General features: G+C 58.9%; 20 protein-coding genes and 1 other annotated feature. Of the genes, 12 read left to right on the top strand and 8 right to left on the bottom strand.

Going from position 1 to position 18,447, the window contains the following annotated elements; translation table 11 throughout:
* Nucleotides 1-231 precede the first annotated feature (231 nt).
* Genes F3J36_RS14590 through F3J36_RS14600 form a run of 3 tightly spaced genes read left to right on the top strand, consistent with a single transcriptional unit; the run spans nt 232 to nt 2,624 of the window.
* Nucleotides 232-888, top strand: a complete 657-nt coding sequence (locus tag F3J36_RS14590) for a metal ABC transporter ATP-binding protein (protein ID WP_021507205.1) — start codon at nt 232-234, stop codon at nt 886-888.
* Nucleotides 885-1,724, top strand: a complete 840-nt coding sequence (locus F3J36_RS14595) for a metal ABC transporter permease (RefSeq protein WP_166719928.1) — start codon at nt 885-887, stop codon at nt 1,722-1,724. Before F3J36_RS14590 ends, F3J36_RS14595 begins: the two co-directional genes overlap by 4 nt.
* A gap of 21 nt (nt 1,725-1,745) precedes the next feature.
* Nucleotides 1,746-2,624, top strand: coding sequence for a metal ABC transporter substrate-binding protein (locus F3J36_RS14600; protein WP_058769397.1), 879 nt, complete (start codon nt 1,746-1,748; stop codon nt 2,622-2,624).
* 44 nt (nt 2,625-2,668) lie between these two features.
* On the opposite strand, the gene ykgO is transcribed toward F3J36_RS14600, so the two are convergent.
* From ykgO to F3J36_RS14620, 4 genes are all read right to left on the bottom strand, one after another.
* Entirely contained in the window at nt 2,669-2,809 is a 141-nt protein-coding gene (ykgO, locus tag F3J36_RS14605) for a type B 50S ribosomal protein L36 (protein ID WP_010616859.1), read from the bottom strand.
* Nucleotides 2,810-2,824: 15 nt separating this feature from the next.
* The gene (locus tag F3J36_RS14610; protein ID WP_021507208.1) at nt 2,825-3,082 is read right to left on the bottom strand and encodes a type B 50S ribosomal protein L31; all 258 of its coding nucleotides are present in this window, start codon (nt 3,080-3,082) and stop codon (nt 2,825-2,827) included.
* Between the two features lie 159 nt (nt 3,083-3,241).
* On the bottom strand, nt 3,242-6,391 hold the full coding sequence (locus tag F3J36_RS14615) for a multidrug efflux RND transporter permease subunit AcrB (protein ID WP_021507209.1): 3,150 nt from the start codon (nt 6,389-6,391) through the stop codon (nt 3,242-3,244).
* A gap of 17 nt (nt 6,392-6,408) precedes the next feature.
* Entirely contained in the window at nt 6,409-7,599 is a 1,191-nt protein-coding gene (locus F3J36_RS14620; protein WP_058757947.1) for an efflux RND transporter periplasmic adaptor subunit, read from the bottom strand.
* A 142-nt stretch (nt 7,600-7,741) separates the two neighbouring features.
* On the opposite strand from F3J36_RS14620, the gene acrR reads away from it, so the two are divergent.
* Nucleotides 7,742-8,380: a multidrug efflux transporter transcriptional repressor AcrR gene (gene acrR / locus F3J36_RS14625; RefSeq protein ID WP_031279658.1), complete on the top strand. Its 639-nt coding sequence runs from the start codon at nt 7,742-7,744 to the stop codon at nt 8,378-8,380.
* Here the strand turns inward: acrR and rsmS are convergent.
* From rsmS to priC, 3 genes are read right to left on the bottom strand one after another with little or no spacing between them, the layout of a single operon-like run.
* Nucleotides 8,377-8,532 carry a pleiotropic regulatory protein RsmS gene (gene rsmS / locus F3J36_RS14630; protein ID WP_021507212.1) on the bottom strand — a complete coding sequence of 52 codons (156 nt, stop codon included), beginning with the start codon at nt 8,530-8,532 and terminating at the stop codon, nt 8,377-8,379. The two genes, acrR and rsmS, sit on opposite strands and share 4 nt — an antisense overlap.
* Before the next feature lie 8 nt (nt 8,533-8,540).
* Nucleotides 8,541-8,786 (bottom strand): GlsB/YeaQ/YmgE family stress response membrane protein, encoded by a 246-nt coding sequence (locus tag F3J36_RS14635; RefSeq protein ID WP_010616865.1) that lies wholly within the window; start codon nt 8,784-8,786, stop codon nt 8,541-8,543.
* Nucleotides 8,787-8,835: 49 nt separating this feature from the next.
* Nucleotides 8,836-9,345: a primosomal replication protein PriC gene (gene priC / locus F3J36_RS14640; RefSeq protein WP_021507214.1), complete on the bottom strand. Its 510-nt coding sequence runs from the start codon at nt 9,343-9,345 to the stop codon at nt 8,836-8,838.
* Between the two features lie 58 nt (nt 9,346-9,403).
* Between priC and F3J36_RS14645 the strand changes: the two genes are divergently transcribed.
* From F3J36_RS14645 to htpG, 6 genes are all read left to right on the top strand, one after another.
* On the top strand, nt 9,404-9,787 hold the full coding sequence (locus F3J36_RS14645) for a DUF454 family protein (protein ID WP_058775241.1): 384 nt from the start codon (nt 9,404-9,406) through the stop codon (nt 9,785-9,787).
* A gap of 150 nt (nt 9,788-9,937) precedes the next feature.
* The gene (apt, locus tag F3J36_RS14650; protein ID WP_031279659.1) at nt 9,938-10,489 is read left to right on the top strand and encodes an adenine phosphoribosyltransferase; all 552 of its coding nucleotides are present in this window, start codon (nt 9,938-9,940) and stop codon (nt 10,487-10,489) included.
* Between the two features lie 247 nt (nt 10,490-10,736).
* Nucleotides 10,737-12,716, top strand: coding sequence for a DNA polymerase III subunit gamma/tau (dnaX, locus tag F3J36_RS14655; RefSeq protein ID WP_166719929.1), 1,980 nt, complete (start codon nt 10,737-10,739; stop codon nt 12,714-12,716).
* Nucleotides 12,058-12,119 (top strand) — a sequence feature (DnaX frameshifting element). (Overlaps the previous gene by 62 nt.)
* Before the next feature lie 49 nt (nt 12,717-12,765).
* Complete coding sequence (locus F3J36_RS14660) at nt 12,766-13,095, top strand: YbaB/EbfC family nucleoid-associated protein (RefSeq protein WP_010616869.1); 330 nt, start codon at nt 12,766-12,768, stop codon at nt 13,093-13,095.
* Nucleotides 13,095-13,700 carry a recombination mediator RecR gene (gene recR, locus F3J36_RS14665; protein ID WP_031279660.1) on the top strand — a complete coding sequence of 202 codons (606 nt, stop codon included), beginning with the start codon at nt 13,095-13,097 and terminating at the stop codon, nt 13,698-13,700. The genes F3J36_RS14660 and recR overlap by 1 nt, the downstream gene beginning before the upstream one ends.
* A gap of 106 nt (nt 13,701-13,806) precedes the next feature.
* Nucleotides 13,807-15,675, top strand: a complete 1,869-nt coding sequence (gene htpG, locus F3J36_RS14670; protein ID WP_185749251.1) for a molecular chaperone HtpG — start codon at nt 13,807-13,809, stop codon at nt 15,673-15,675.
* A gap of 64 nt (nt 15,676-15,739) precedes the next feature.
* Here the strand turns inward: htpG and F3J36_RS14675 are convergent, their stop codons facing one another.
* On the bottom strand, nt 15,740-16,609 hold the full coding sequence (locus F3J36_RS14675) for a LysR substrate-binding domain-containing protein (protein WP_058769402.1): 870 nt from the start codon (nt 16,607-16,609) through the stop codon (nt 15,740-15,742).
* A gap of 189 nt (nt 16,610-16,798) precedes the next feature.
* Between F3J36_RS14675 and F3J36_RS14680 the strand changes: the two genes are divergently transcribed.
* Complete coding sequence (locus tag F3J36_RS14680) at nt 16,799-17,626, top strand: DUF6024 family protein (RefSeq protein WP_031279661.1); 828 nt, start codon at nt 16,799-16,801, stop codon at nt 17,624-17,626.
* Between the two features lie 151 nt (nt 17,627-17,777).
* A complete protein-coding gene (gene adk / locus F3J36_RS14685) occupies nt 17,778-18,422 on the top strand; it encodes an adenylate kinase (RefSeq protein ID WP_021507222.1) in 645 nt (214 codons plus the stop codon).
* Nucleotides 18,423-18,447 lie beyond the last annotated feature (25 nt).

The following is an 18,447-nucleotide window of genomic DNA, read 5'->3' on the forward strand; positions in this document are numbered from 1 at the left end:
GCGCTGGCTTGATGGCACAAATCGCCCAGGCGTATCGCCGCTGATCAATTTTTGAAACACTTTCGTCCGCGCGTCGCGATGATGCCATCAGGTAGTATATTGTTATGTTATAACATTTTGGTTGCCTATCATGAATCACAGTGGATTACTTCTCTCGCTCGGCGGGCGCCTGCTGGTAGCGCTACTGCTGAGTGGCCTGCTGGCTCTAGCCATCGTCTGGGGCCTGCACCAATGATGCGTTTTCATCGTCTGCAGGGCGGCTATCAGGGCAGGGCGGTGACGCCGGTGGTGAATGGCGAACTGGCGGCCGGCAGCATGACGGCACTGGTCGGGGCCAACGGTACGGGCAAATCAACCTTGCTCAAGACCATTGCCGGACTGCTGCCGCCGGTGGCGGGACGCTGTGAACTGCAGCTGCCGCGAAAAGCGCTGGGCTGGTTGCCGCAGCGCAGCGAGCTGGACACCCGCTTCCCGCTCACCGTCTATGAGCTGGTGGCAATGGGCTGCTGGCCGCGCTGCGGCTGGTTCGGTGGCATCACGCGTGCGCTGAGGCAGGAGATTGATGCCGCGCTGGAGGCGGTGCAGATGCGCGACTTCGCCACTGCGCAGCCCGCGATGCTCTCCGGCGGGCAGCTGCAGCGCGTGCTGTTTGCGCGCCTGATGCTCCAGCGCAGCCAGCTCTGGCTGCTGGACGAACCCTTCAACGGCATTGATACGCCGACGATAACCTTACTGATGTCGATTCTCGAGCAGCAGCAGCGGGCGGGCACCACGCTGCTGGTGGTGCTGCACGACAAGCTGCTGGTGGCGCGCCATTTTCGTGACGTGCTGTCGCTGGATGAGCGCGACAGTGCGCAGCAACCGCGGCTGTGTCGGGTGGCGTCATGACGTTACTCCAGCCGTTTATTGAGTTTGGTTTTATGCGCCGGGCGCTGGTGGCCTGCATGGCGCTGGCGATCAGTGCGACGCCGCTCGGCGTCTTTCTCTCGCTGCGCCGTATGAGCCTGGTGGGCGATGCGCTGTCCCATGCGGTACTGCCGGGCGCCGCCATCGGCTATCTGGTGTCCGGCCTGTCGCTGGTGGCGATGGGCATTGGCGGCCTGATTGCCGGGCTGGCGGTGGCGCTGTTGTCCGGTGCGGTCAGCCGTTACACCCACCTGAAGGAGGATGCCAGCTTTTCCGGCTTCTATCTGGGTTCGCTGGCGCTCGGCGTCACGCTGGTATCACTGCGCGGTTCCAGTGTCGATCTGCTGCACGTGTTGTTCGGCTCGCTGCTGGCGGTGGACAACGGCGCGATTGTGCTGGTTGGCTGCATCGCCGCGTTCACCCTGCTGATGCTGGCCGTGATCTTCCGGCCGCTGGTCATTGATGCCTTTGATCCTGATTTTCTGCGTGCGCAGGGAAAATGGAGCGCACCGCTGGTGCACGGTATTTTCCTCACGCTGGTGGTGCTGAATCTGGTGGCGGGTTTTCAGGTGCTCGGCACGCTGATGTCCGTTGGGCTGATGATGCTGCCCGCCACCAGCGCGCGCTTCTGGAGCCGTCACCTTACGCGCATGCTGGCGATTGCCATGCTGCTGGCGCTGATCGCCGCCTTTATCGGACTGTTGCTCTCCTGGCACTATGCCCTGCCTGCCGGACCGGCGGTGGTACTGAGTGCGGCCGTACTGTTTTTGCTGTCTGTGTTGACAGGACCATGTGGCGGCCTGCTGCGCCGTCGATAATAAGATGACAAGGGGATAAGTATGAAGAAGTTACCGTTGAGTCTGGCGATTGGCGCGATGCTGATTAGCCCGCTGACGCTGGCAAAAACCGTTGATGCCGTAGCCAGTTTTACCGTGCTGGCAGACATCGTTAAACAGGTCGGCGGCGATCACGTTAAGGTGAAATCGCTGGTGGGTCCGGATGGCGATCCGCACACCTTTGAGCCCACGCCGCAGGATAGTCAGGCGCTGGCGCAGGCCGATGTGGTGTTCGTCAGCGGGCTGGGCATGGAAGGCTGGATGGACCGGCTGATTAGCGCGTCCGGCTACAAGGGCACGGTGGTGGTCGCCTCGAACGGCGTCAATACGCGCAAAATGGAGGAGGATGGCAAAACCATCACCGATCCACACGCGTGGAACAGCATGCACAACGGCGTGATCTACGCCACCAACGTGATGAACGCGCTGATCAAAGCCGATCCGGACGATGCCGCCGACATCCGTCACAGCGGTGAACGCTATATTCAGCAGTTGCAGAAGCTGGATAGCTGGGCCAAAAGTGAATTTGCCGGCGTGGCGCAAAGTAAACGCAAGGTACTCACCAGCCATGATGCCTTTGGCTATTTCGGCCAGCGCTACGGTGTGACATTCCTCGCGCCGGTGGGCTTCTCAACCGAAGCGGAAGCCAGCGCCAGCGATGTCGCCGCTATCATCAAACAGCTCCGGGCCGAGCATATCACGACCTACTTTATGGAGAATCAGACCGATCCGCGTCTGGTGAAACAGATCGCCAGTGAAACCGGTGCGCAACCCGGTGGCGAGCTCTATCCGGAAGCGCTGTCAGCGGCCAGCGGGCCGGCGCCTACCTATGAGGCGGCGTTTAAGCACAACGTGGAAACTCTGCTGCACAGCATGAAGTAAAAAAAAGGCCGGGGAGCATCCCGGCCAATTATCACGACACTTTCCTAACGTTTTTTCTTTCTTCCCTGCACCGCCTTAAAGCGCGGGTTGGTTTTGCAAATCACATAAATACGACCTTTACGCCGCACGACTTTGCAATCTTTGTGACGGGTCTTGGCAGACCGCAATGAACTGACAACTTGCATGTGGCTGAACTCCGGTTATTTGCTGCGCGTCAGGAAGCTGCCAAAACGCTTGTTGAAGCGTGCGGCGCTGCCCTCTTTGGCAAACTCTTTCTGTTTACCGGTGTAGTAAACGTGCGACTTCGACGACACATCAAGCGTGACGTACGGCAGCTCTTCACCCTCAAACTGGATGGTACGATCGGTCTGAATCGTTGAGCCGACTTTGAAGTATTCGTCGACGGTGGTGTCGTGGAACACCACAGGACGGTAATGCGGATGAATGTTTGGTTTCATAGTAGCGCTCTCGTGTAATGTTATAATATAACAATATTATGAACCTCACGCCGCAGGATTGCAACCACGCGTCCGGTGCGGGTTTGTCATGGGACGTGCGGGCCGGGGAGTGCGCATTAAAAAAGGCCGCTTGCGCGGCCTTTAAGCAGAGAGAGACTATCAGTGAGGGTGATCGACCGGATGGCCCTGTTCCAGCTCAGACTTGTTCTTGCTGAAACGGCGGCGCACCACCACGAAGAACACCGGCACGAAGAAGATCGCCAGCGCGGTGGCCGTCACCATCCCGCCCATTACGCCGGTACCGACGGCGTTCTGTGCGCCGGAGCCGGCACCGCTGCTGATCGCCAGCGGCAGTACGCCGAGGATGAACGCCAGCGACGTCATCAGAATCGGACGCAGACGCATACGTGAGGCTTCCAGCGTCGACTCGACCAGCCCTTTGCCTTCTTTCTCCATCAAATCCTTGGCGAATTCGACGATCAGGATGGCGTTCTTCGCCGAGAGACCAATGGTGGTCAACAGACCCACCACAAAGTACACGTCGTTACTCAGACCGCGCAGCGTGGTGAAGAGCAGGGCGCCAATCACACCCAGCGGCACCACCAGCATGACCGCGAACGGAATCGACCAGCTCTCATACAGTGCGGCCAGACACAGGAACACCACAATCAGCGAAATGGCGTACAGTGCAGGCGCCTGGTTGCCGGACAGGCGTTCCTGATAGGACATGCCGGTCCAGTCGTAGCCGATACCCGCAGGCAGCTTCGAGGCGAGGCTCTCCATCAGGTTCATGGCATCACCCGAGCTCTTGCCCGGTGCTGCCTGACCCAGGATCTCCATTGATGGCAGACCGTTGTAACGCTCCAGACGCGGTGAACCATACTGCCACTTCGCCGAAGAGAAGGCAGAGAACGGCACCATGGTCCCGGCGCTATTGCGCACGTACCATTTGCTGATGTCATCCGGCAGCATGCGCGAGTCGGCCTGACCCATCACGTACACTTTCTTCACGCGACCACGGTCGATGAAGTCGTTGACGTAAGAACCGCCCCAGGCCGCACCCAGCGTGGTGTTGATGTCAGACAGCGACACACCAAGCGCCTGCGCTTTTTCCTGATCGATAATCAGTTTGTACTGCGGCGTATCTTCCAGCCCGTTCGGACGCACGCCTACCAGCGTATCCGGATGCTGGGCAATCATACCAAACAGCTGGTTACGCGCGGCGGTCAGCTTCTCATGGCCGAGGTTACCCTGATCGATCAGCTGGAAGTCGAAACCGGTGGCGTTACCCAGTTCGATAATGGCCGGCAGGTTGAACGGGAACACCATGGCATCTTTGATCTGACCCAGCGCCTGCATCGCACGTCCGGCAATCGCCGGCACTTTCAGGCTGGCATCACCACGCTCATCCCATGGCTTCAGGCTGACGAAGGCGATACCGGTGTTCTGTCCACGACCGGCGAAGCCAAAGCCGTTAACGGTAAACACCGAATTCACGCTGTCTTTCTCTTTGGTCAGGAAGTAATCCGTAACCTGATCCAGCACCTTCTGCGTACGTTCCTGGGTCGCACCGGCAGGCAGCTGCGCCTGTGCCAGTAACAGCCCCTGATCCTCTTCCGGCAGGAACGAGGTAGGCAGTTTCAGGAACAGGTAAGCCATGCCGACCACAATCAGCAGATAAATCAGCAGATAGCGACCGGTGCTGCGCACAATGTGGCCGACGCTGTCGACGTAATGGTTGGTGCTCTTATCAAACAGGCGGTTAAACCAGCCGAAGAAACCGGTGGTTTTGCCGTGTTCGCCTTTTTTGATGGGCTTCAGCATGGTGGCACACAGCGCTGGCGTCAGAATCAACGCCACCAGCACCGACAGCGCCATCGCCGAAACGATGGTGATCGAGAACTGACGATAAATCACCCCGGTTGAGCCACCGAAGAACGCCATCGGGATAAATACCGCTGACAGCACCAGCGCTATGCCAACCAGCGCGCCCTGGATCTGTTCCATCGAGCGTTTGGTGGCTTCTTTCGGCGGTAATCCTTCTTCCGCCATGACGCGCTCAACGTTTTCCACCACCACGATGGCGTCATCCACCAGCAGGCCGATGGCGAGCACCATGCCGAACATCGTCAGGGTGTTTATCGAGTAGCCAAAGGCACTGATGATGGCAAAGGTGCCCAGCAGCACCACCGGCACGGCGATGGTAGGAATCAGCGTCGCGCGGAAGTTCTGCAGGAACAGATACATTACCAGGAACACCAGCACGATGGCTTCGAACAGCGTTTTCACCACTTCGAAAATGGAGATCTTAACGAATGGCGTGGTGTCGTACGGGTAAACGGTTTTCATGCCGGCCGGGAAGAACGGTTCCAGCTTGGCCAGTTCCGCTTTCACCGCGTCGGCGGTATCCAGCGCGTTGGCGCCGGTCGCCAGTTTGACACCGATACCGGAGGCTGGTTTGCCGTTATAGCGGGCAATGATCTCGTAGTTTTCACCGCCGAGTTCAATCTTCGCGACATCGCGCAGGCGCACCTGTGAGCCGTCCTGATTGACCTTTAGCATGATGTTGCCGAACTCTTCGGTCGAGGTCAGACGCGTCTGGGCAATGATCGAGGCGTTAAGCTGCTGACCTGGCACCGGTGGGGTACCGCCCAGCTGACCGGCGGCCACCTGGGTGTTCTGGGTTTGCAGCGCGCTGATCACATCCACCGGCGTCAGCTGGTAGTTGTTAAGCTTGTGCGGATCGAGCCAGATACGCATCGCATACTGCGCACCAAACACCTGAGTGTCACCGACGCCAGGCGTACGGCTGATCGGATCTTTGATGTTCGACGCTACGTAGTCTGAGATGTCGTTCTGCGTCATGCTGCCATCTTCGCTGACGAAACCGGCCACCATCAGGAAGCTGCTGGAGGATTTTTTCACCTGAATCCCCTGCTGCTGTACTTCCTGCGGCAGCAGTGGCATCGCCAGCTGCAGTTTGTTCTGCACCTGCACCTGAGCAATGTCGGCGTCAGTGCCAGACTGGAAGGTCAGCGTCAGCGTCAGCGTACCAGAAGAGTCACTGCTCGAGGACATATACATCAGCCCGTCGATGCCGTTCATATTCTGTTCGATAACCTGCGTTACCGAATCCTGTAGCGTTTTCGCATCTGCACCCGGATAAGATGCCTGGATTTCAACTGCCGGCGGCGCAACGTTGGGATATTGCTCGATCGGAAGTTTGATAATCGATAGCGCACCCGCCAGCATAATAATGATGGCAAGCACCCAGGCAAAAATGGGGCGATCGATAAAGAACTTAGCCATGTATCAACGGCTCCTGTTTATGACGATGATTTAGCAGACTGAGATTCCGGTGCGGCTTTGGCATCATCTTTGACTTCCTGCGGCGTCACCTGAGCACCCGGTTTAGCACGCTGAATACCGACGGTAATTACGCGATCGCCCTCTTTCAGGCCATCGGTCACCAGCCATTTGTCGCCAAACGCCTGGTTCGCGGTAATCTTACGCACTTCAACTTTATTATCCGCGCCCACTACCATCGCGGTGGCTTCACCGGTTGGCGTGCGGGTTACGCCGGTCTGCGGTACCAGCAGCGCCGTCGGGTTAGTGCCCTCATCCAGACGTGCACGCACGAACATGCCCGGCAGCAAACGATGATCCGGATTCGGGAAAATCGCGCGCAGGGTAATCGAGCCGGTGGTTTCATCCACGGTAACATCAGAGAATTCCAGTGTGCCCGGCTGGCTGTATGCGCTACCGTTCTGCATCAGCAGGGTAACGTTAGCTTTGCCGTCGTTCTGTTTCAGCTGACCAGACTCCAGCTCGCCGCGCAGGCGCAGGAAATCATCGCTGGATTGGGTCACATCGACGTACATCGGGTCGAGTTGCTGCACGGTCGCCAGCGCGGTGGTCTGGCCGTTCGACACCAGCGCACCTTCCGTCACCGAGGATTTACCAATGCGGCCGCTGATTGGCGAGGTCACTTTGGTGTACGCCAGGTTAATGCGGGCGGTTTCCACATTGGCCTGCGCCGCCTGCACGGCTGCGGCGGTCTGCGCGGCGGTGGCCGCGGCGTTATCGTAGTCCTGCTGACTGATATATTTGGTACCCAGCAGTGGCTTGTAACGATTCACCGTCAGTTGGGCAACGCGCGCGTTGGCCTGAGCCTGGGCTAAATCGCCTTTTGCGCTGTCGTATGCGGCCTGATAGGTGGCGGGATCGATCTGGTACAGCGAATCGCCGGCTTTAACATCACTGCCTTCAACAAAATTACGCTTGAGAATGATACCTGACACCTGCGGACGCACTTCAGCCACGCGGAACGCCGAAGTACGGCCTGGCAGTTCGGTGGTGATTTTCAGGGGCTCGTTTTTTAACGTGACAACACCCACTTCCGGGGGCTGCTGCTGGGCGGCTTGCTGGGATTTATTATCATCACATCCTGTTAACAAAAAGCTGCCTGTAAGCATCACGGCGGCCGCCAGAGGCGCTAATCCTCTGTTTTTATTCATAAATAAACCTCTAGTGTCCGATATCAAATGATCAATGGATCACAAACCGTTAAACCCATTGCTGCGTTAAAACACGGGTCGTGCTATGGTACATACATTCACAAATGTATGTAAACTTGCCAGTTTGTAAAAACAGTCCTCTATGGCACGAAAAACCAAAGCGCAAGCACTTGAAACGCGACATCAAATTCTGGATGCCGCTTTAGCTCACTTTTCTGAACACGGTGTGGCCGCCACCTCACTGGCGGATATCGCCGCGGCCGCTGGCGTCACGCGCGGCGCTATCTACTGGCATTTTAAAAATAAAGCCGATCTCTTACAGGAGATCTGGCTGCGCTGCGACGCCGGGCTCGACGATGTGGAACTTGAGTATCAGACAAAATACCCTGGCGATCCACTTTCTGTAATGCGTTCGATGCTGATCTATATCCTTGAAGCCACAGCAAAGGATCCACAAAGACGCGCATTAATGGAGATTATCTTCCATAAATGTGAGTTCGTTGGCGAAATGTCGACGTTAATGGCGATGCAGCAGGGGCTGCTGCAGGCGTGTTATGACCGCATCGAAGAGGTGCTGCGCAGCTGTATCGAGGCCGGGCAGCTCCCGGCCAGCCTCAACACCCGCCAGGCGGCGCTGCTGATGCGCGGCTACATCAGCGGCATGATGGAGAGCTGGTTGTTCAATCCGCAAAGTTTTGATCTGGTGAGTGAAGCGCCGCAGGTGGTCGAGGCCTTTATAGATATGCTGCGCCTGAGCCCGACGCTCGCCGGCACGCGCTAAGCGGTGCGTTCGGCCGCCAGCTTCTGCTCGTAATCGCGCTGGACAATCGCCAGCGCAGCCAGCACCGTGGCCGTGGGTACCTGGTTTTCCTCCAGCAGCTGAATTAAATCGACCGCCAGCTTGATGTCGTCCGGCGCGGTATCCAGCGTCATAGTGTCTCCTAAATACGTAGTTTAGCGGCGACCAGCAGCATCAGCAGAGCACCGGCCAGCGCCACGGCAAAGCCCGTCGGATGCAGCGTACCGAGGTCGCCCGTGGTGAAATACGTGGCGATGTAGCCGCCAATCAGCGCGCCGATCACCGCCAGCACCAGCGTCGGCACCAGTCCGCCGGGACGGCCGGGAAACACCCTCCGCTTTAGCCAGCCGGCAGCCAGGCCAATAATAATCCAGATGATAAGGGTCATGCTTCTCCTCCCGTCAGCGCTGTTTCCAGTATAGAGGAAAGCGAACGGCTTACGGCTGCGCCGCAATCTCCAGTTTATGCAGCGCGGCGCGGCAGCGCGCCAGCCGCTCCTGCAGAATCTCCACCTCGCGCATCAGCTGCTGCTGCACGCTCAGCGTTTCAGCGCGCGCCAGGTGCTGTTCGCGCTGCTGCAGCATGGCCAGCAATCGCGTTTCGTAGCCGCGGTACTCATCACGCTTCGGCTGCAGCGGATCGCGACGCGGCCGTTCACGCACCACGCGCAGTTGCTGGCTACTGCACTCGCGCTGCAGCGCGGCAATCTGGTCCAGCACCTTCTGCGCCAGCCACTGGCGGCGCGACGCATCACTGTCGGACGCCGCGAGCTGCGCCGCATTGTGCTGCAGCTCTTGCAGATAGTCAGCCAGCCGCGTGCCTTTGCAGCGAAACAGCTGCGCGTCAAAGCGCGGCTGACGGCAGCTACCGTCCGGCTGCTGCGCAATCTGCTGGCGCAGCGTGTCAATCATTGCATGCAGACGCTGTTGGGCGGGCAGTTGAGGCATCACTTCGATTCCGTCTGTGTTAACGTAGCGCTGTTGTGACATTTTTCAGGCATCTGGCATGCAGCGCATTTTACTGTTAAGCCTTGGCTGGCTGGCGATTGTGCTGGGCACGCTGGGCATTGTATTACCTTTACTACCGACCACGCCATTCGTGTTGCTGGCCGCCTGGTGTTTTGCCCGCTCGTCGCCACGCTTTCACCACTGGCTGCTGTGGCGCTCGCCGTTTGGCCGCTATCTGCGCCACTGGCAGCAGCATCGCGCCATGCCGCCCGGTGCCAAAAGCCGCGCCATGTTGCTGATTGTCATCACCTTTGCGGTTTCAATCTGGCTGGTGAAGCTGCTGTGGCTGCGCATCCTGCTCGGTGTGATGCTGGCGCTGCTGCTGCTCATGCTGTGGCGCATCCCGGTTGTAGCAGAAAGTGCGAACCCGCACGAACCGTAGCATCAGGGTTGCATTTAGCCGGCTGTTTGCTTAGATTTGGGCATCTTCGTGCGTGGCTTCCCTTTGAGAAACGACTTCGCTTAACCCGGTTTCCGGGTATTGGCGCTGTGGAAGCTGCGCGTTTTAGATATTTTTCCAGGCGTAACCTTTATGACCGCAACTGCGCAGCAGCTTGAACTGATCAAAAACAGCATCAAAAGCATTCCTGACTATCCGAAGCCGGGCATCCTGTTCCGTGACGTCACCAGTCTGATGGAAGATCCGCAGGCGTATGCCGCAGCGATCGCCATTCTGGTGGAGCGTTATCGTAATAAAGGCATCACCAAAGTGGTGGGCACCGAAGCGCGTGGCTTCCTGTTCGGGGCGCCGGTTGCGCTGGGTCTGGGCGTGGGATTTGTGCCGGTGCGCAAGCCGGGCAAACTGCCGCGTGAAACTTTCAGCGAAAGCTACGAACTGGAGTACGGTTCAGACGCGCTGGAATTGCACAAAGACGCCATCAAACCCGGCGATGTGGTGCTGGTAGTGGACGATCTGCTGGCTACCGGCGGCACCCTTGAAGCCACGGTGAAACTGATTCGTCGTGCGGGCGGTGAAGTTAAAGATGCCGCGTTCGTGATCAACCTGTTTGATTTAAGCGGCGAAGCGCGCCTGAACGCGCTGGGTATCGACTGCTACAGCCTGGTCAACTTCCCCGGCCACTAAGGCCATCGCGCCGCCAGCCTTGATGCCCGGCGGCGCCTCTCTTCGCACTCCCTGACAGGCGTATTCCGCCCTGAAGCGCAGCGCGCAACGTATCACGGGTATAGGCATATCCGGCTGTGGCTGTTACACTCCTGTCAAAATAAACAGGGTTTGCGTCACCGCATTTTTCCCCTAAGTCCCACGGCAGAATCGGCGCAACTGAGCGTGCTGCTGTGCCAGGTTAAACAACTCCAGTGATTGAATCCACATGAGCTATCAGGTACTTGCGCGAAAATGGCGTCCCCAGGCTTTCGCCGACGTAGTCGGTCAGGAACATGTGCTGACGGCGCTGGCCAACGGGTTGTCACTGGGACGCATCCATCATGCCTATCTGTTTTCCGGCACGCGCGGCGTGGGGAAAACCTCGATTGCGCGTCTGCTGGCCAAAGGCCTCAACTGCGAAACCGGTATTACGGCCACGCCCTGCGGACAGTGCGATAACTGTCGCGAGATTGAACAGGGGCGCTTTGTCGATCTGATCGAAATCGATGCCGCCTCGCGCACCAAAGTGGAAGACACGCGCGACCTGCTGGATAACGTGCAGTATGCACCCGCGCGCGGGCGCTTTAAGGTCTATCTGATCGATGAAGTGCACATGCTGTCGCGCCACAGCTTTAATGCGCTGCTGAAAACGCTGGAAGAGCCGCCGTCGCATGTGAAATTCCTGCTGGCGACCACCGATCCGCAGAAGCTGCCGGTAACCATTCTGTCGCGCTGCCTGCAGTTCCACCTGAAAGCCCTCGACGTCGAACAGATTCAGCAGCAGCTGGCGCACGTGCTGCAGCAGGAGCAGATTGACGCCGAGCCGCGCGCGCTGCATCTGCTGGCGCGCGCCGCCGACGGCAGTATGCGCGATGCGCTCAGCCTCACCGATCAGGCGATTGCTATGGGGCAGGGCAGCGTCACGCGCGACAGCGTGGCGCAAATGCTGGGCACGCTGGATGATGAACAGCCGCTGGCGCTGATTGAAGCGCTGGTGGAAGGCAACGGCGAACAGGTGATGGCGCTGCTGAATCAGGCCGCATCGCGCGGCGTGGAGTGGGAGGCGCTGCTGGTGGAGATGCTGCGTCTGCTGCACCGTATCGCGATGGTCCAGCTGCTGCCCAGCTCGCTTGGCGAAGATGATGCCAGCCAGGCGCAGCGCCTGCGCGAACTGGCGCGCGTGCTGCCGCCTGCTGACGTTCAGCTCTATTATCAGACGCTGCTGATGGGGCGCAAAGATTTGCCGCTGGCGCCGGATCGCCGGCTGGGCGTGGAAATGACGCTGCTGCGTGCGCTGGCGTTTCATCCGCAGGCCACCATTGCTGAACCGGTGGCGCGCCCGTCGCTGACGCCGCAGGCCGCACCGGCCGTTGCCGCGCCAGCGCCTCAGACTAAAGCCGCACCCGCTGTGGCCGCGCAGCCGCAGATGGCACCGCCGATGGATGAGTCGCCGCCGCCGGCCGATGATTATCCCGATATGGCACCGGCCCCGGAGCACTTGCCCGACGCCACCAGTCAGCTGTTACAGGCGCGGACGCAGCTGCTGCGTCAGGGAGCCGGCAAAGCAAAAAAGAGTGAGCCGGCAGCGCGTTCCGCGCGGCCGGCAAACCCGGCGCTGGAACGTCTGGCAAGCGTCACCGAGCGCGTGCAACAGCGCGCGTCTGAACCGGCGGTAAAAGCGCCGGCGAAACCGGAAGCGTATCGCTGGAAAGCTCAGCAGCAGGAGGAGATTAAGCCGGAGCCGGTGGCGACGCCAAAAGCCTTGCGTTCTGCGCTGGAGCATGAGAAAACGCCAGAGCTGGCGCTCAAACTGGCGGAAGAGGCGCTGCAGCGCGATGCCTGGGCGGCAGAAATCGCCACGCTGACGCTGCCGAAGCTGGTCCAGCAGGTCGCGCTGAACGCGTGGAAAGAGGTGAATGAGCAGGGCGTGACGCTGCATTTGCGCAGCAGCCAGCGTCATCTCAACTCTGCCCCGGCGCGCCAGGCGATTCAGGACGCGCTGAGCCAGGCGGCCGGCCAGACGGTTGAACTGACCATCGTGGAAGACGATAATCCGGCGGTATTGACGCCGCTGGAGTGGCGTCAGGCCATTTATGAAGAGAAACTGGCGCAGGCGCGTCAGTCGATCGAAAGCGATACCCACATTCAGACGCTGCGTCGCTTCTTTGATGCGGACCTGGATGAAGAGAGTATCCGACCCGTATGATCACGCTGTCGCGCAGCGTTGCGCGCAGCCCCAGCAGAGAGAGAAAACTATGTTTGGTAAAGGCGGATTGGGCAACCTGATGAAACAGGCCCAGCAGATGCAGGATAAAATGGCCAAAGTTCAGGAAGAGATCGCCGCACTGGAAGTCACCGGCGAATCAGGGGCTGGCCTGGTCAAAGTGACCATCAACGGTGCGCACAACTGCCGCCGCGTTGAAGTCGATCCCAGCCTGCTGGAAGATGACAAAGAGATGCTGGAAGATCTGATCGCTGCGGCGTTCAACGATGCGGCGCGCCGTATTGATGAAACGCAGAAAGAGAAGATGGCGTCCGTCTCTGCCGGTATGCAGCTGCCGCCTGGCTTCAAGATGCCGTTCTGATGCAAACCAGTCCACTGCTTGAAGCTTTGATGGAGTCGCTGCGCTGTTTGCCGGGCGTTGGCCCGAAATCGGCGCAGCGCATGGCGTTTCATCTGTTGCAGCGCGATCGCAGCGGTGGCATGCGTCTGGCGCAGGCGCTGACCCGCGCCATGGCAGAAATCGGCCACTGTTCCGACTGCCGCACCTTCACCGAGCAGGAGATCTGCACCATCTGCGCCAATCCCCGCCGTCAGCAAAACGGCCAGATTTGCGTGGTGGAGAGCCCGGCGGATATCCACGCCATCGAGCAGACCGGCCAGTTTGGCGGTCGCTACTTTGTGCTGATGGGCCATCTGTCGCCGCTGGACGGCATCGGCCCGCAGGACATTGGCCTGGATCGGCTGGAGCAGCGCCTTGAACGTGAGACGCTGCAGGAGGTAATCCTCGCCACCAACCCCACGGTGGAAGGCGAAGCCACGGCTAACTATATCGCCGAGCTGTGCGGCCAGTATGGCGTCGACGCCAGCCGCATTGCGCACGGGGTTCCGGTCGGCGGTGAACTGGAAATGGTCGACGGCACAACGCTGTCGCACTCGCTTGCCGGACGGCACAAGATTAAATTCTGACCACTTGCCGGTATCCTGCTGCGATACCGGCTTGAAATTCTTCCCACCATCCCCATTTCACTCTCAACAATTGATCAACCCCGATTCTGTTGAGGTAGCAATGACCATGAAAGGACAAGAGACGCGTGGCTTCCAGTCAGAGGTAAAACAACTTCTGCACCTGATGATCCATTCCCTCTATTCAAACAAAGAGATTTTCCTGCGTGAACTGATCTCCAACGCCTCTGATGCGGCTGACAAGCTGCGCTTCCGCGCACTGTCGACGCCGGATCTGTACGAAGGCGATGGCGACCTGCGCGTGCGTATCTCGGTCGACAAGGAAAAACGCACGCTGACGCTGAGCGATAACGGCATCGGTATGCGCCGTGATGAGGTGATTGAAAACCTCGGTACCATCGCGAAATCCGGTACCAAAGCGTTTCTGGAATCGATGGGTTCCGATCAGGCAAAAGACAGCCAGCTGATCGGCCAGTTCGGCGTCGGTTTCTACTCGGCGTTTATCGTCGCTGACAAAGTGACGGTACGCACCCGTGCCGCGGGCGCCAAAGCCGACGAAGGCGTGTTCTGGGAATCCGCCGGCGAAGGCGAGTATACGCTGGCGGAGATTGAGAAAGCCGATCGCGGTACCGAAATTACGCTGCACTTCCGTGAAGGCGAAGATGACTTCCTCGACGCGTGGCGCGTGCGCAACGTGATCAGCAAATATTCCGATCACATCGCGCTGCCGGTGGAGATCGAGACCAAAGACGAAGAGAACGATACCGTCACCTGGGAGAAGATCAACAAAGCCCAGGCGCTGTGGACGCGCAACAAAGGCGAAATCAGCGACGAAGAGTACAACGAGTTCTACAAACACATCGCCCATGATTTCAGCGATCCGGCCATCTGGAGCCACAACCGCGTCGAAGGCAAGCAGGAGTACACCAGCCTGCTGTACATCCCGTCGCGTGCCCCATTTGACATGTGGAACCGCGACAGCAAGCACGGTCTGAAGCTGTACGTGCAGCGTGTCTTTATCATGGATGATGCGGAACAGTTTATGCCCAACTACCTGCGCTTTGTGCGTGGCCTGATAGATTCCAGCGATTTGCCGCTCAACGTCTCCCGTGAGATCCTGCAGGACAGCCGCGTCACGCAGAGCCTGCGCGCCGCGCTGACCAAACGCAGCCTGCAGATGCTGGAAAAACTGGCCAAAGACGACGCAGAGAAATATCAGCAGTTCTGGAAAGAGTTCGGTCTGGTGCTGAAAGAGGGCCCGGCGGAAGATCATGCCAACCAGGAGGCGATTGCTAAACTGCTGCGTTTCGCCACCACCCAGAGCGAAGGCGCGGCGCAGACCGTTTCACTGGAAGATTACGTTAGCCGCATGGTTGAAGGGCAGGAGAAGATTTACTACATCACTGCCGACAGCTATGCCGCCGCGAAAAGCAGCCCGCATCTGGAGCTGTTCCGTAAGAAAGGCATCGAGGTCCTGCTGCTGTCCGATCGTATCGACGAGTGGATGATGAGCTACCTGACGGAGTTCGATGGCAAAGCGTTCCAGTCGGTGAGCAAAGCGGATGAGTCGCTGAGCAAGCTGGCGGACGAAGAGACGGAAGCGCAGAAGGAAGCGGAAAAAGCGCTGGAGCCGTTTGTTGATCGCGTGAAAACCCTGCTGGGCGAGCGCGTCAAAGAGGTGCGCCTGACCCATCGCCTTACCGACACGCCGGCGATTGTCACCACCGACGCCAACGAAATGACCACGCAGATGGCGAAGCTGTTCGCCGCGGCCGGTCAGGATGTGCCGGAAGTGAAGTACATCTTTGAGATCAACCCGGAGCATACGCTGGTGAAACGCGTGGCTGATACGCAGGATGAAGCGCGCTTTGCGGAGTGGGTTGAACTGCTGCTGGATCAGGCGCTGCTGGCCGAGCGCGGCACGCTGGACGATCCTAACCAGTTTATCCGCCGCATGAATCAGTTGCTGACGGCGTAACGCGGTGCGGTAATCGGAACGGTCGGCATGAATGCCGACCTTTTTTTATTTATGCCGCCCTTGCTTACTTCAGCGCTTCATCCCGAAGCCAATCCCGGAACAACGTAATCTCCGCATCGTGCTGGCGTGACCGCTTGGTCATCATCCAGGTGGCACGGTCGGCGCGCACAAACCCCAGCGGCGCAATCAGCGTGCCGTCGTTCAGCTCCTGACGCACCAGCAGGCGCGGCGCCACAATCACGCCCAGCCCGTTTCTCGCGGCCTGAATCGCCAGCGTCAGATTATCGAAATGTTTGCCCAGCCAAAAATTACCGCGCACGCCGCTGATCTTCGCCCATTCGGCCCAGGCCTGCAGGCGGGTATCGGCGTGCAAAAGCGGCAGCGACGCCAGATCCTGCTCGCTGTGAAAACGCGCCGCGTACTGTGGGGCGCACAGCGGGCCAACGTAATCATCGCTGATGAGCGAGGCATCTATGTCGTCGTCCGGCGCCTGTTCATAACTGAGGATCAGCACATCGGTGTGTTCGCTGCGCAGCTGAGCAATCTCGCCCTGCGGCTGAAATTGCACTTCAATATCGGGATAGCGCTGGTAAAAGCTGCTGATGCGCGGAATCAGCCACTGGGATAAAAAACTTGGGGTACAGGCGACGCTCAGATGATTGCGCATCCCGGTGCGAATACTTACGCAGGTGGTAGAGAGTTCGCTAAAGGCTTTCTGGCAGCTCACCAGCAGACGTTCGCCGTGAGAGGTTAAGCGCACGCGCCCGTTAGTGCGGATGAACAGGGGTTTGCCCATCCAGCTCTCCAGCTGGCGAATCTGATGGCTGATGGCGCTGTGGGTGACATGGAGACATTCGGCCGCGACGCTAAAGCTGCAATGCAGCGCCGCCTGATGAAAATAGTGCAGTGCACGTAACGACGGAAGCGCGGTCATACTCATCCCCTGTGTAAAAACCTAACAGGGATTGTCAGTTTATATCATTTTAATGTCCAGCCGCATTAACCTAACCTTTCCTGCTTAATCTGGCGGGTTGACGGACCGGCTTCGCTGTGTACAGCAGCGGCGATGTCCGCTGCCAGCGCCAGCTTCACACAGCAGAATAACCAAGAGAAATGTCACGTGATGACTTCACAACAGGCTACTGCCAGGGCGGCGGCGCGCGATCGGCTGCGCGGCTTGCTGTCCCGTCACTATCGGCTGGAAAATTACGATCTGTTTTTTGCCCCTTCACTGCACATCGCGCGCGTGCTGCTCTCGCAACTGTTTCTGCGCCAGGAGCAGGCGCGCAATCAGACGCGCTACGCCGCGCAATATCCGGTCAGCGAACTCAGCGTGCTGCCGGCCCTGCCGATGATGGCGGGCAATATCGCGCTGGTCGATCACGTCGATATGCAGCAGGGCCGGGTGCGCAATCTCAGTGCCTGCCAGAGCCAGGGCGTGACGCACGCGTCCGGCTCCTTCGCCAGCGTGTTGCATAAACGACTCATCAGCGAGGCGCGACTGTTTGTCACCCAGCTGAATCAGCATGCGATGCTGAGCGACGATCTGGTGCTGATTGCGCTGCGTACTCATGATTTTAGTACGCTGGTGCGCAGCGAACTGCGGCTGTTCGAACAGGGACTGGCGCTGGGTGACGCGCCGGAACGCGCGCTGGAGTGCATGGCGCAGGACGACTGGCAGCCCTTTAACGTTGCCAGTGTTGACAGCCTAACGCTGGATACGCCGTTCACGCTGCAGTCGATTCACCAGCCCGGCCTGCCGTTTGCGCTGCTGCCCTTGCCACCCGGCAGTGCGCTGCCAGCGTTGCCCGCAGATATGCAGCTGCTGCCCGCGCCGCATCGCCTGTTTTTGCCGGTCAGCGTGCGCGGCAACGGCAATAAGCCGCAGAACGTCACCGCTGCGCTAAAAAAACGGCTGCGCGAGGTGCTCAGAGACAGCCGAAATTCTTAAAAACGCGCCTGCTACTGGCGCACCGCGCTAAAGCAGGTCAAAGTAGGCCTTTCAGCGCCCGGGGGCCCGTTGCCTTGTGGTGTGCGGGTCATAATGGTATGTTCTTGGCCTTCTCAGATTGATCAATGCGATTCGCAAGGGGAATTACGCAATGCGTATTATTCTGCTCGGGGCACCGGGCGCAGGTAAGGGCACTCAGGCTCAATTCATCATGGAGAAATACGGTATTCCGCAGATCTCCACGGGCGACATGTTGCGTGCGGCTGTCAAAGCCGGCACCGAATTGGGCCAGCAGGCGAAAGCCATCATGGATGCCGGTAAACTGGTAACGGACGAACTGGTGATTGCGCTGGTTAAAGAGCGTATCGCGCAGGAAGACTGCAAAAACGGCTTCCTGCTCGATGGTTTCCCACGCACCATTCCGCAGGCTGACGCCATGAAAGAGGCGGGCATCAAGGTGGATTACGTGCTCGAGTTCGCCGTACCGGACGAGCTGATTGTCGATCGCATTGTCGGCCGCCGCGTGCATGCGCCGTCAGGCCGCGTTTACCACATCAAATACAATCCGCCAAAAGTGGAAGGTAAAGACGACGTGACCGGCGAAGAGCTGACTACGCGTAAAGACGACCAGGAAGAGACCGTGCGTAAGCGTCTGGTGGAATACCATCAGCTGACCGCGCCGCTGATTGCTTACTACAGCAAAGAAGCTGAAGCCGGTAACACCGAATACCACAAAATCGACGGCACCCGCCAGGTGACCGAAGTGAGTGCACAGCTGGCCGATATCCTCGGCTAAGTGGTGACCAGGGCCGGTTGTCCGG

This window comes from Pantoea sp. Cy-640 (assembly GCF_011752635.1).
GTDB lineage: Bacteria > Pseudomonadota > Gammaproteobacteria > Enterobacterales > Enterobacteriaceae > Pantoea > Pantoea dispersa.

Coding starts and splice junctions, on each gene's coding strand:
- apt (WP_031279659.1), top strand. CDS start 9,938: ATGACCGCAACTGCGCAGCAGCTTGAACTGATCAAAAACAGCATCAAA.
- F3J36_RS14615 (WP_021507209.1), bottom strand. CDS start 6,391: ATGGCTAAGTTCTTTATCGATCGCCCCATTTTTGCCTGGGTGCTTGCC.
- acrR (WP_031279658.1), top strand. CDS start 7,742: ATGGCACGAAAAACCAAAGCGCAAGCACTTGAAACGCGACATCAAATT.
- ykgO (WP_010616859.1), bottom strand. CDS start 2,809: ATGCAAGTTGTCAGTTCATTGCGGTCTGCCAAGACCCGTCACAAAGAT.
- F3J36_RS14635 (WP_010616865.1), bottom strand. CDS start 8,786: ATGACCCTTATCATCTGGATTATTATTGGCCTGGCTGCCGGCTGGCTA.
- F3J36_RS14620 (WP_058757947.1), bottom strand. CDS start 7,599: ATGAATAAAAACAGAGGATTAGCGCCTCTGGCGGCCGCCGTGATGCTT.
- F3J36_RS14610 (WP_021507208.1), bottom strand. CDS start 3,082: ATGAAACCAAACATTCATCCGCATTACCGTCCTGTGGTGTTCCACGAC.
- F3J36_RS14595 (WP_166719928.1), top strand. CDS start 885: ATGACGTTACTCCAGCCGTTTATTGAGTTTGGTTTTATGCGCCGGGCG.
- dnaX (WP_166719929.1), top strand. CDS start 10,737: ATGAGCTATCAGGTACTTGCGCGAAAATGGCGTCCCCAGGCTTTCGCC.
- recR (WP_031279660.1), top strand. CDS start 13,095: ATGCAAACCAGTCCACTGCTTGAAGCTTTGATGGAGTCGCTGCGCTGT.
- F3J36_RS14675 (WP_058769402.1), bottom strand. CDS start 16,609: ATGACCGCGCTTCCGTCGTTACGTGCACTGCACTATTTTCATCAGGCG.
- F3J36_RS14680 (WP_031279661.1), top strand. CDS start 16,799: ATGACTTCACAACAGGCTACTGCCAGGGCGGCGGCGCGCGATCGGCTG.
- priC (WP_021507214.1), bottom strand. CDS start 9,345: ATGCCTCAACTGCCCGCCCAACAGCGTCTGCATGCAATGATTGACACG.
- F3J36_RS14600 (WP_058769397.1), top strand. CDS start 1,746: ATGAAGAAGTTACCGTTGAGTCTGGCGATTGGCGCGATGCTGATTAGC.
- adk (WP_021507222.1), top strand. CDS start 17,778: ATGCGTATTATTCTGCTCGGGGCACCGGGCGCAGGTAAGGGCACTCAG.
- F3J36_RS14590 (WP_021507205.1), top strand. CDS start 232: ATGATGCGTTTTCATCGTCTGCAGGGCGGCTATCAGGGCAGGGCGGTG.
- F3J36_RS14660 (WP_010616869.1), top strand. CDS start 12,766: ATGTTTGGTAAAGGCGGATTGGGCAACCTGATGAAACAGGCCCAGCAG.
- htpG (WP_185749251.1), top strand. CDS start 13,807: ATGAAAGGACAAGAGACGCGTGGCTTCCAGTCAGAGGTAAAACAACTT.
- F3J36_RS14645 (WP_058775241.1), top strand. CDS start 9,404: ATGCAGCGCATTTTACTGTTAAGCCTTGGCTGGCTGGCGATTGTGCTG.
- rsmS (WP_021507212.1), bottom strand. CDS start 8,532: ATGACGCTGGATACCGCGCCGGACGACATCAAGCTGGCGGTCGATTTA.